This is a genomic window from Flavobacterium praedii (genome assembly GCF_026810365.1).
Lineage (GTDB): Bacteria > Bacteroidota > Bacteroidia > Flavobacteriales > Flavobacteriaceae > Flavobacterium > Flavobacterium praedii.
Genome location: NZ_CP113948.1, coordinates 3,228,947 through 3,242,084 on the forward strand (window position 1 = coordinate 3,228,947; position 13,138 = coordinate 3,242,084).

General features: G+C 38.3%; 3 protein-coding genes. 1 reads left to right on the forward strand and 2 read right to left on the reverse strand.

The window, feature by feature from the left end:
• Positions 1-166 precede the first annotated feature (166 nt).
• On the reverse strand, positions 167-11,368 hold the full coding sequence (locus tag OYT91_RS13680) for a DUF8202 domain-containing protein (RefSeq protein WP_281238407.1): 11,202 nt from the start codon (positions 11,366-11,368) through the stop codon (positions 167-169).
• Positions 11,369-11,916: 548 nt separating this feature from the next.
• Complete coding sequence (locus OYT91_RS13685) at positions 11,917-12,090, reverse strand: Sec-independent protein translocase subunit TatA/TatB (protein ID WP_281238408.1); 174 nt, start codon at positions 12,088-12,090, stop codon at positions 11,917-11,919.
• Positions 12,091-12,587: 497 nt separating this feature from the next.
• Here OYT91_RS13685 and OYT91_RS13690 point away from each other — a divergent pair, with 497 nt between their 5' ends.
• On the forward strand, positions 12,588-13,100 hold the full coding sequence (locus OYT91_RS13690; protein WP_281238409.1) for a peptidase: 513 nt from the start codon (positions 12,588-12,590) through the stop codon (positions 13,098-13,100).
• Positions 13,101-13,138: the final 38 nt, after the last annotated feature.

Consider the following 13,138-nt stretch of genomic DNA (forward strand, 5'->3'; position numbering starts at 1 on the left):
TCAAACTGTCAATATTCATAAAATAGACTTTTTCTTGGTTAAAGTTAAAAGGCTTTTCAATTTTTTGAAAAGCCTTTTAAATTAAGTAGTTATAATCTAAATTTTAAGGAATTAATATTATCTAATATCAGTTAAATCAATTATACTCCTGAATTTGTTGAATACTTTATCTTGATATAAATAAGTAGCCTGCTTTTTGTTTTATAATTCCACTTATTGGTTTTTTGTATTTTATTACATAAAAATAGGTTCCTTCAGGAAGTTCACCATTTTTAGTTGATGTCCCTTTACCTTGAGAAATACCGTTAAAGGCATTCGAAGTATTATTATAGACAATCGTTTTATAGACCAATTGTCCCCAACGGTTAAATATTTCTACACTATTATCTGGATAGTTTTCAATTTTTTCTATAAATAATACATCATTTAAACCATCATTATTTGGAGAAACAGCATTTTTAACATCAATATCACAGTCTGTTGAACTATCATTGAAATCACAAGGATCTTTGATAATAATGGTAATTGTTGCAACGGAACAATTATTTGAATTGCCAACATAACAGATAGAGTAGGTTAAGACGTAACTTCCGATTTCGGATCCTATAGGAATCATGATTTTTCCTAGATTATCTGTTGTAACACCAAGTAAACCATTGGCGTCTATAATTGAAACGGTTACATCTGTGTTATTAATTGGACCATTATTTTGTTTATCATTAGTCAATACATCCAAAATTGCACCTTTAGAGGAATCAATGGGCGTTGTTCTAAAATCGTCATTTACAGCGAGAAGATCAAGAGATAGAATAGCAATTGATTTTGTTACAGTTGTAGAACATCCTTGACTATTTGTAACAGTATAACTAATAACGACATTTCCAAGGGCAAGACCCGTAACTAAACCAGAGGCCGAAATTGTAGCAATTGAAATGGCACTACTTTGCCAAGTTCCTCCCGGTGTTGTATTGCTTAATTGAGATGTACTTCCCAAATCAATAGCGCTATCACCAATGATTGGATTTACAATAGGAGTAGTGGCCGTTATTACAACAGGATCACTGAACCCACTCATACAGTTATTTTTGGAAGTCGAAACAGTATAGGAGCCACTAGTTGTAGCATTATAAACACTCGCAATTGCACCAGTTATAAGCACACCATCTTTGTACCATTGGTTTGATTTAGGAGCACTGCTTCTTAAAACTACAGACCCAGTTGTACAAAAGTTGGATAATCCTGTCGTGGTAATCGTTGGTTGAACTGGTTGTGCTGTTACCGTTACTGTTTGAGTCACACTTGTTGTACAACCACTTGTATTGCTAGCACTATAGGAAATGGTGACTGTACCAGCGCTCACTCCTGTTACTACTCCCGAACCATCAATAGAAGCAATACCTGTATTGCTGCTGCTCCAAACCCCTGCTGTGGTTGCACTTGCAAGCGTGATGTTGGAATTGGCACAAACCGTATCTGCTCCTGTAATAGGGGCTACAATTCGGTTAGGATTTACTGTTACTAGTATCGCAGTGCTTGTTCCACTCACACAACCCGATGGATTGATACTCTCTACGGTATAAGAGCCACTGGTTGTGGCGATATAATCACTTGCGGTTTCCCCTGGAATTTCAACTCCGTTATTGAACCACTTATTGCCTGTAAGGGAAGACGTGTGTAAACGCACACTTGCTCCTTCACAAATAATAGTGTTGCCTGTAGCATTCAAGGTTGGAGCACTTGGGCTTGAATTGGCAGTTACCGATACTTGATCACTCTCTACACTAATACAACTGTTTTGAGTAACAATTACCGTGTAAACTCCTGTCACTGTAGCGGTATAACTTGAACTAGTAGCACCAGCTATCACCAGGCCGTCTTTGTACCACTGGTTGCCTGTAGTAGCACTACTTCTTAATACTACCGATCCTGGAGCACAGAAACTAGTGGATCCTGAAGTGGTAATACTTGGCTTGAAGGGCAAAGCTGTTACTGTGATGGTTTTACTCACACTGTTCACACAGCCAAATTTAGTGGTTACGGTAAAAGTAATAGTGGCTGTACCTCTACTTATGCCTATTACCAATCCTGAGCCATCAACACTTGCAATACCTGTATTGCTGCTACTCCAAACCCCTTTGAGAATGGTATTGCTGAGTTGAATACTAGAACCTGCACAAACCACCGCTGCACCTGCTATTGGATCTACCACAGGTGCAACACTCACTTTGACTCCCACAGCATCACTCTCTAGACTCCCGCAGCCATTTTGGGTGACTTGCACCATATAACTTCCTGAATCGGTGGCCGTAAACACCTTGGCTGTAGCCCCCACTATTGCAGCGCCGTCTTTGAACCACTGGTTACCCGTTGTGGAACTGCTGGTTAAAACTACAGAATCTGGAGCACAGAAACTCGTCGCCCCTGAAGCGCTAATAGTAGGTTGTATCGGTTGGGCTGTTACCGTGATGGTTTTACTCACACTTGTCACACAACCACTACTATTGGCCTCGCTGTAGGTAATGGTTACTGTACCGGCGCTCACTCCTGTTACTACACCAGATCCATCAATAGAAGCAATACCAGTATTGCTGCTGCTCCAAACTCCTGTTTTACTGTTACTAGAAAGTGTGATGCTAGAATTGGCACAAACCGTGTCTGCTCCTGTAATAGGAGCTACTATTCGGTTCGGGTTTATCGTTACTAATATAGGTACACTCAAACCGCTCACACAACCCGATGGATTGATACTCTCTACCGTATAAGAGCCACTAGTTGTGGCAATATAATCACTTCCGGTTTCCCCTGGAATCTCAACTCCATTTTTAAACCATTTATTACCTGTTAAAGAGGAGGTGTGTAAACGAACACTTGCGCCTTCACAAATAATCGTTTTGCCTGTAGCATTCAAGGTTGGTGCACTTGGGGAGGCATTGGCCGTTACCGATATTTGATCACTCTCTACACTAATACAGCTGTATTGAGTACTGATTACTGTGTAAACTCCTGTGACCGTAGCGGTATAACTTGAACTAGTAGCACCAGCTATCGTCACGCCGTCTTTGTACCACTGGTTGCCTGTAGTAGCACTACTTCTTAATACTACCGATCCAGGAGTACAGAAACTAGTGGATCCTGAAGTGGTAATACTTGGCTTGAAGGGCAAAGCTGTTACTGTGATGGTTTTACTCACACTGGTCACACAGCCAAATTTAGTGGTTACGGTAAAGGTAATAGTGGCTGTACCTCTACTTATGCCTATTACCAATCCTGAGCCATCAACACTTGCAATACCTGTATTGCTGCTACTCCAAACCCCTTTGAGAATGGTATTGCTGAGTTGAATACTAGAACCTGCACAAACCACCGCTGCACCTGCTATTGGATCTACCACAGGTGCAACACTCACTTTGACTCCCACAGCATCACTCTCTAGACTCCCACAGCCATTTTGGGTGACTTGCACCATATAACTTCCTGAATCGGTAGCCGTAAACACCTTGGCTGTAGCCCCCACTATTGCAGCGCCGTCTTTGAACCACTGGTTACCCGTTGTGGCACTGCTGGTTAAAACTACAGAATCTGGAGCACAGAAACTCGTCGCCCCAGAAGCGCTAATGGTAGGTTGTATCGGTTGGTCTGTTACGGTAATGGTTTTACTCACACTTGTCACACAACCACTACTATTGGCCTCGCTGTAGGTAATGGTTACTGTACCGGCGCTCACTCCTGTTACTACACCAGATCCATCAATAGAAGCAATACCGGTATTGCTGCTGCTCCAAACTCCTGTTTTACTGTTACTAGAAAGCGTGATGCTAGAATTGGCACAAACCGTGTCTGCTCCTGTAATAGGTGCCACAATTCGGTTAGGATTTACCGTTACTAATATAGGTACACTCAAACCGCTCACACAACCCGATGGATTGATACTCTCTACCGTATAAGAGCCACTGGTTGTAGCGATATAATCACTTTCGGTTTCCCCTAGAATCTCAACTCCATTTTTGAACCATTTATTGCCTGTTGGTGATGACGTGTGTAATCTCACACTAGCTCCTTCACAAATAATAGTGTTGCCTGTAGCGATTAGGCTAGGAGGGGTAGGGGTACTATTGGCAGTTACAGAAACTTGATTACTTATACTACTATTACACCCGTTTTGCGTAGCCATCACGGTATATGTTCCTGTAGCGTTAGCGGTATAACTTGTACTAGTAGCACTAGCTATCGCAACCTCATCTTTGTACCATTGGATACCCGTAGTTTCGCTACTGTTTAATACCACTGATCCCGGAGCACAAAAACTTGTACTGCTTGATGCAGTGATAGTCGGTTTTATAGGTTGAGCAATGATAGTGACGGATTTGTTAACGCTTGTTGAACAGCCAAACTTAGTGGTAACCGTAAAGGTAATGGTGACACTACCAGCACTTACGCCTGTTACCAATCCTGAGCCATCAACACTGGCGATACCCGAATTGCTGCTACTCCAAACCCCTTTGAGTATGGTATTGCTGAGTTGTATACTAGAACCTGCACAAACCACTGCTGCACCTGTAATTGGATCTACCACAGGAGCAATGCTGACTTTTACTACTACTGGATTGCTCTCAGGACTGCTACAGCCATTTATCGTATTAATTACCGTATAAGATCCAGAATCTGTAGCTGTATAGACATTGGTGTTAGCTCCTGTTATAAGTATAGTGTCTTTATACCACTGGTTGTCTGTGTTTGCACTACTGGTTAAAACAACAGTGTCTGGAGAACAGAAGCTTGTAGCTCCTGAGGCACTCACTGTAGGTTGTATAGGCTGTGCCTTAACACTACTATTTTTAGTCACTATTGAAACACATCCACTACTATTCGTTACGCTATAGGTAATAGTCACTGTTCCAGCACTTACACCAGTTAACAATCCAGAACCATCAATAGTAGCGATTCCGGTGTTGCTGCTACTCCAAACCCCACCCGATGTCAAACTAGAGATCACAATGGTTGAATTGGCACAAACAATGTCAGCTCCTGTAATTGGAGCGACTACTGGATTAGGATTTACAGTTATTCGTATGGGAACACTCAATCCGCTTACACATCCTGTAGCATTAGTAGTTTCTACAAAGTATAATCCACTCTCTGTAGCAAAATAATCAATACTAGTTTCTCCTAGTATTTCATTGCCATTTCTGTACCATTTATTACCGATACTCGACGAGGTATGTAATCGTACACTAGCTCCTTCACATACGATAGTACTTCCTGTAGCAATCAAAGTAGGCCTACTGGGTATGCTATTAGCGGTTACCACCACCTGATTGCTCTCTTGGCTGATACAGTCATTTTGAGTAGTATTTACCGTGTAAGAACCAGAATCTGTTGCGGTATAATTATTGGCTGTAGCTCCTACAATTGCTACAGCATCTTTATACCATTGGTTTCCTGTAGGAGTACTACTGTTTAGGACCACCGATCCTGGTGCACAAAAGCTAGTTGAACTAGAGGCAGTAATTGATGGTTTTGTGGGTTGTTCGGTTACTGTGATGGTTCCCGTCACATTCGCTACTGTTGTGCATTGTGAACTATTCGTTTGAATCGTATAATTGAAAACACCCGCTGCTGAAGGCGTACCGCTAATGGTTAATGTATTAGAAGAAAAATTAGCACTCACTCCAGCAGGTAGGCCAGTAACTACAGCATTGGTAACCTTAGTAGTAGTATAGACAATGTTGGTCATTGCAGTATTGGCACATACCGTTTGGGCATCAGTACCCACGTCAGACGTCAATTGAATAGTAGGTGGTGTAGTCAAGAAGGTGAATACAGCATTGTTAGGCAAATCAAGATTTGAAAAATAAACAACACCATTACTATAAGATGCTGCATCAATAGTAGTTGCAGTGCTAAAAACACCGTCTCCATCAGTATCTACCACCATTTTTACATCATTGGCACCAGCAATTGACAAACACAGCCCTTTTGTATCAAAAGTTAAATTATAGTTACCTGGTGTATTGGTTTTAGCTACTTTCCATTCTCGACCCAAGCGTTTTTTACCACTCAAATTGATGGGTAAATCAGTAGTTTGTTCTGTTAAAGCACCATTATCGTTACCTATCATTACAAAATCACCATCATCTAATGAAGTTGGATCACTAATGACTATATTCCCCATGCCATCTTGCCCAGTTCCATTACCGCTTCCTGTATTGCTACTGTTAGATTGGGTTTGATTCAACGCACTTTTACTGTCTTTTCCAATACCAAAAACATCGTGCCAATATGATGTGTTGCTCCAAATGGATGTTCCAGATGAACTTACATAATTCGTGACAGATGCATCTAAGGTAATCCCATATTTTATAGCTAAGTAGCTTTCTACTTTTTTTCGATCAATCTCAGTTAATGTATAAGGATAGGTGATTATTTCGGCCACTTCTCCATTGAAATTATAACCATCTAAAATCTTTAAACCTCCAATCAAAGGAGTAACGGAGGGAAGGATTGAATAATCAACTTGAGGACCACCTGCTTGGTTCAAAAATGTATTTTTCCCATTAGTCCATGCATCTGCAAACCCTGGGGATACAGTAGAAGAAAAATCCAAATCCTGAATAGCAAATTGATCGTAGCCAATATTATTCGGAAATGCTTGATAAGCAGAATACATTCCAACATTCTCAAAGTAAATAAAGTCTGAAGATCTAAAATTATTCAAGAAAACGCCCTTAGATCCAGTAGAATTTGAATTACCAAACAGAGAAGTGTTTCGCTTATTTGAAGACGTTGCATTTCTATAAACTGCAAATGCCTGTGCAATATCAATCGGTGAATTTCCATCCAGTCTATTGATTGGTTCCGTATTTATACTTGCATCATGAGAAAAACTTGCAGCCGGATTAAAATTAATCGCATTCGTTTTGTAGCCAATGGTTCCTTGTTTGGTAAACGTATTGATTCCTGTCTGATCAATCCATTCTGTTAAGCTAATGCCAGAGCTAGTTACTCCTTCATTTGCTTTAAGCCACAAATTATGGCCAAAAGCACCCGGTCCTGGAGCTACCTTTTTTACCCTCAAAGTGAAAACAGAGTTATCAGAGAGTGAAATTGAATTAAAAATTACCAAATTGTTGGTATACGAAGTCGCAGGAATTTCTGTTATTGTACCATCAGTAAAATTCCCATTACCATCTATATCAACAAGCAATGCAAAGTCTTCAACTGTTGCACCACCTGGAAAGTTTAGTCCGAGTGTGCTAAACTGAAGCGAAACAGTACCTGGATCAGCGGTTCGTTTCACTTTCCATTCTCTAACCAATCTTTGGGCACCCAACTGGCTTGCAGGTAAATCGAGGATTTGTTGGGTTAAACTTCCATTATTATGCCCGAGCATCAAAAAGTCGCCATCATCAAAAGAAGACGGATTACTCAGCACGATATTTCCTTTTCCATTCTGCCCAGTTCCATCACCACTTCCTGTATTGCTACTATTCGATTGGGGTTGATTCAAGCCAAGAGTAGCGTCTTTCCCAATACCGAATACATCGTGCCAATAGGTGGCATTATCCCAAATGGAGACTTCTGATGAATTCACATAATTCCCTACCGAATTATCCAATGTAATTCCATATTTTACCGCAAAGTAGCTTTCTACTTTTTTTCGATCAATCTCAGTTAATGTATAAGGATAGGTGATGATTTCGGCTACTTCCCCATTGAAATTATAACCATCTAAAATCTTTAAACCTCCAATCAAAGGAGTAACGGAGGGAAGAATTGAATAATCAACTTGAGGACCACCTGCTTGGTTCAAAAATGTATTTTTCCCATTAGTCCATGCATCTGCAAACCCTGGGGATACAGTAGAAGAAAAATCCAAATCCTGAATAGCAAATTGATCGTAGCCAATATTATTCGGAAATGCTTGATAAGCAGAATACATTCCAACATTCTCAAAGTAAATAAAGTCTGAAGATCTAAAATTATTCAAGAAAATGCCCTTAGATCCAGTAGAATTTGAATTACCAAACAGAGAAGTGTTTCGCTTATTTGAAGACGTTGCATTTCTATAAACTGCAAATGCCTGTGCAATATCAATCGGTGAATTTCCATCCAGTCTATTGATTGGTTCCGTATTTATACTTGCATCATGAGAAAAACTTGCAGCCGGATTAAAATTAATCGCATTCGTTTTGTAGCCAATGGTTCCTTGTTTGGTAAACGTGTTGATTCCTGTTTGATCAATCCATCCTGTCAAATTGCTACCCGAACTAGTTACACCTTCATTGGCTTTGAGCCATAAGTTTGACCCAGTAATTCCATTATAAACAATAGGCACTCTTGGTTTTACCCATAATCCAAAACTCACATCATTAGCTACACTACCTCCTGAAAAGGTAATTTTTCGCTCTCCTGTACGCGGTATCCAAGTCGTTCCATTTGCATTACCGCAAGTGTGAATTAAATTAGCTTTTAAAGCAGTTGAATAAGTAGTTACGCAAGTCGCATCTCCTGTCAAAGCATTGGCAGATCCCCCCACCCAAGTATCGTTGATGCCGTTATCATTTACCCCTTGATGAAGGGTAGCCCCTTGTTTTACTCTTAATTTGAGATTTGGATCCACACTTGTAACATTTAATGTACCATTACTCGACTTGATTTTTACCCCATCTAGATTACCCAAATTGGATAATATCGTAGTATTCAATATTCCTCTTGTAGTAACATCTAATGTTTGAACTTCATTCAAGTCTTGGCTTACGGGTGCCCCTACATCATTAGCAATTAATACCCAGCCTCCTTCTATTTTGGTTTCAAACTGATTACCGTTCAGATTGAAGATATAACTACCGTCAGTTGTTGATGTCGTAATTTGATCCAAACTAGTGAAAGGATTACATCCAGTACCTAAAGGCTGGTTGGTATCAAAAACAATAGTGAAATTATCTGTAGCCGTTGCTACACCATCCGGAGTGGTAAGTTGAACAGCTCCCGAGGCTCCTATTCCAATTTTTACATTCACACTAGTTTCGGTTGCACTAACCACAGTTACAGGAATACCTCCAATAGTAACCGATTGCGTTGTGGATAAATTAGTTCCGTTTATGGTTAAATTAGAGCCAATACATCCTGTTAAACTAGATAAAGAAGTAATCGTTGGGGGTATTGATATTTGAGCCCATAAACCGAAACTAACCGTATTGGCTACATTTCCACTACCATCACTAATTCTTCGGACACCTTGACTTGGAATCCACGTAGTTCCAATTGAACTGCCGCAGGTGTGAATGATATTTTCCTTCAAAGTTGTCCCGTTTGAAGTAGTACAAAAGGCATCATCTTTTACATTTGCTGCAGACGCCCCTGTCCAAGTATCATTTATGGCATTGTCATTTACTCCTTGATGCAGCGTTTGACCTAGCCTTACCCTTGATTTTAGGGTTGGATCATTACTCGTAACATCCAAAAGTCCATCACTGGATTTGATTTTAATGGAATTAAGAAAACGCAATTCGGACAATATGGAAGGAATGAGAATACCTCGTACAGTGATATCCAGTGTTTGAACTTCAGCTAAATTCTGACTCACTGGTTCGCCTACATCATTAGCTATTAACAAATAACCTCCTTCTGCCTTTGTTTCAAACTGAGTTCCGTTTATATTGAAGGTATATAATCCATCTGATGTTATCGCGCTAGCTTGGCTTATTGCAGTGAAAGGATTACAGCCTGTACCTAAAGGCTCATTTGCATCAAACGTGATTGTGAAATTATCCGTAGCGGTAGTGACACCGCCTAATGTGGTAACTTGAACAATTCCAGAAGCTCCAGCAGCAATCCTAACCGTGACAGCAGTGTCTGTTGTACTGACTACAGTAACAGGTGTGCCTCCAATAGTAACGGATTGAACAGTAGATAAATTATTTCCGTTTATGGTTAAAATAGAGCCGATACAACCTGTTAAATTAGACAAAGTATTGATAACTGGAGGAGGAATTAGCTTCACCCATAATCCAAAACTTATCGTATTGGCTACATTACCACTTCCTTCACTAATTCTACGAAAACCTATACTTGGTATCCAATTGGTTCCAATAAAATTTCCACAGGTATGAATAATATTTTCTTTTAGCGTTGTTCCACTTGAGGTGGTACAAGAGGCATCCCTTTTTATACTTGAAGAAGAAGCTCCGACCCAAGAATCATTAATAGCATTATCATTTACGCCTTGATGTAGGGTTTGCGATTGTTTAATTCTTGAAATAAGTGTTGAATTATTACTGAAGACATCCAATACTCCATCACTGGATCTAAGGTTTAGGGTATTAAAGTTACCTAAATTAGATAATATAGTTGGCTTTAAAACACCCCTAATCGTAGCTTCTAAAGTAGTTACTTCTTGTAAATTTTGAGAAATGGGTGCTCCTACATCATTGGCTACTAATACCCAACCGTTGGCATCTACGTAAGTAGTAAATATAGTTCCATTGATATTAAATGGATATAATCCTGCTGTAGTCACAGTACTTGCCTCTTCTATCGAAGTAAAGTATTGAATTGGAGTAGTAAATGTTTTATCAGCTCCAAAAGTATCCCCAGATGAATTGGTAGCTTTGAGACGGTAGTGATACGTAGTATTAGGTTGTAATCCAGTCAAATTAGCTAAAATTGGAATGGTTGTGTTCCCATTATCGCTAGCTGGACTTCCCGATATAGTTTGACCATAAGCTGTGGTGTTCCCATATTCAAAGACAAATGTAGCATTGGTCCCATTTGGATTCGCTTCTCCATTTAAGGTTGCTCCACTTGACGATATTGCCGTGGCATCATTGGTATTTAGTGTTAAAGGTAAAGGTACATTGCTGTACACACATACTTCTCCTGGAAAAGCGCCACCATTGCCATATAATTGTATTCTAAAATGATATATCTGACCCGGAACAGTAGTATAGGTAATTTGCTCCAAGCCTGCCCCTTGGGTATTATCCGAACAAGCTATGGAGTTCATATTTGGATCACAATGATCGAACAAATGCAACACCACGTCAATGCCAGTTTGTGTAGATTGATAATTAATAGTGGTTTGGGTTGAAATAGCCGTAAACCAACCCCAGGTATCTTCCACAGTTGAAGACCCACAATTATTTAGGTTCGTGTTTTGCCAATAAGCTGTTCCATTATTTTCACCAAAAGATTTATTAAAAGTAACATAAGTACAAGAGGTGCCATTGACCACTACTTCTCCAGAAGGATCTGTAGAACAGATATCGGTTTGAGCAAAGGTCTCCATAAAAGAGAACATGAAAACAAGAAGAAATAATCGTGTATAGTAAGAAGCAATAATACACTTATTGTAAATAGTAGCAATCATAAACAATTAAGTTTTTAAATTAAATTGTCAAGCAAAAACTAGGAACCTATTCAAATAAACAATCAAATACTTAGTCTATACAAGTAGTAAAGTATTTCATGTTTGAATTATATCTTATGAAATATTAAAATCAGTACTATTCTTGTAAAATTACAAATTAAACTATAATCAATCAACGATTTAGATTTATGATTAACAAATATATATATTTATCGCTAAAACAGGAGTAAATGTCTATATAAGTTAATTTATAGATAGTACGATTCCGTATTCTTGTATAATTATTTAAATAAAATAGGAATGAGAATTTCGTATCTCTGTTTTGTTAAGATTATAGAGGCACGAGGGTCTTAAATAATTTTGTATTTAAAGAATAAAACAATTGTGGAATATAATGCTTTTCAAGGACAGAAAAGTTAAAATTTATTTGAATCAGTATACTTTCTCGGTCTGTTTGCGGTAACAATAAACCATAAAAAAATCCCAAATTCCTTATATAAATAGTGGAATTTGGAATTTAAGATTTAGGAATTTTTTATAAAAAATTCTTATTTCGTTTCTTCTTCTTTTTTGTCAGCTGTCTGATCGTCTTTGGCTGCGTTTTTAAATTCTTTAATTCCGCTTCCTAAACCTTTCATTAATTCTGGAATTTTTTTACCTCCAAAAAGTAATAAAATCATTGCAACAATTACAAGGATTTCTGTAAGACCTAATCTTCCCATGATTGAATATTTAATGCCGTAGCAAATTTGTAATTAATCTAATATGCAAATGTATATAGAATAACTTAATAGGCATTCGTTTTGTCTCATTTATTTACTTTTTAATGCGTTAAATATTTTATAAAAGAATGCAGCTTATAAATTATTGCAAAAAATAAGAGGCATTAAAAGATAAACCGACATTCCGCAATAGGAAAGATTTCACGAAGATGCGCAAAGGATTCACAAAGACACGCAAAGGGAAATCGAATTCTCTGAATGGAGCTTAAAAAACTTTGTGATTCTTCGCTAATTCTTCGTGTGACTCTGCGTAATAATGTCTAATGCTGAATCCGGGATAAAGAAGACTAGCCTTTTTTAGGTTCGGAATTTAACTTCGGTATTTTAAGATGTCTTCAAACAGCACTACTGAATACTGGGACTGAGACTGAAAACTGTTCAAGAGACTAGTATTCGCAACGTTTTTAATTATTATATTTGTGACTTAAAAGCAAACCATGTCTAACAATCGATTAAAAAGAAAGAAATTTTTTGACAGATTATTAATCAAAAACCGATTAATAATTTTGAATGAGGATACTTTTGAAGAAATTTTTTCGTTCAAGTTGAACATTATGAGTGTTTTTGTTTCGCTTTCATTGGGAGCTATTTTCTTAATTTCAATTACAACCGTATTGATTGCTTTTACACCATTAAGAGAATTTATACCAGGATATTCTTCTTCTAAATTAAAAAGAGACGCGACCGTTTTAGCATTAAAATCAGACTCCCTTTCTTCAGCGCTAAAAAAAAACGAGCTCTATATCAAATCGATTCAAAAAGTATTGAATGGAGATTTAGAATATGCCAAATTCAATAAAGACTCCATACTTTCTAGCAATGACAATACATCAGAACCAGTAGATTTGTCTCCTTCTACAAAAGAAAAAGAATTGAGAGAAAGAGTGAATAAGGAAGAAAAATTAGATGCTAAATCTCAAAAAGGAGATTCTAAAAAGAAAGCGAGATAACATCAAAAGCGATTTCAAACATAAAAAGCACAAATAAA

What these genes read in the sequence shown, in the direction of transcription:
- OYT91_RS13680 (WP_281238407.1), bottom strand. Translation starts at nt 11,368, where the DNA reads ATGATTGCTACTATTTACAATAAGTGTATTATTGCTTCTTACTATACA.
- OYT91_RS13685 (WP_281238408.1), bottom strand. Translation starts at nt 12,090, where the DNA reads ATGGGAAGATTAGGTCTTACAGAAATCCTTGTAATTGTTGCAATGATT.
- OYT91_RS13690 (WP_281238409.1), top strand. Translation starts at nt 12,588, where the DNA reads ATGTCTAACAATCGATTAAAAAGAAAGAAATTTTTTGACAGATTATTA.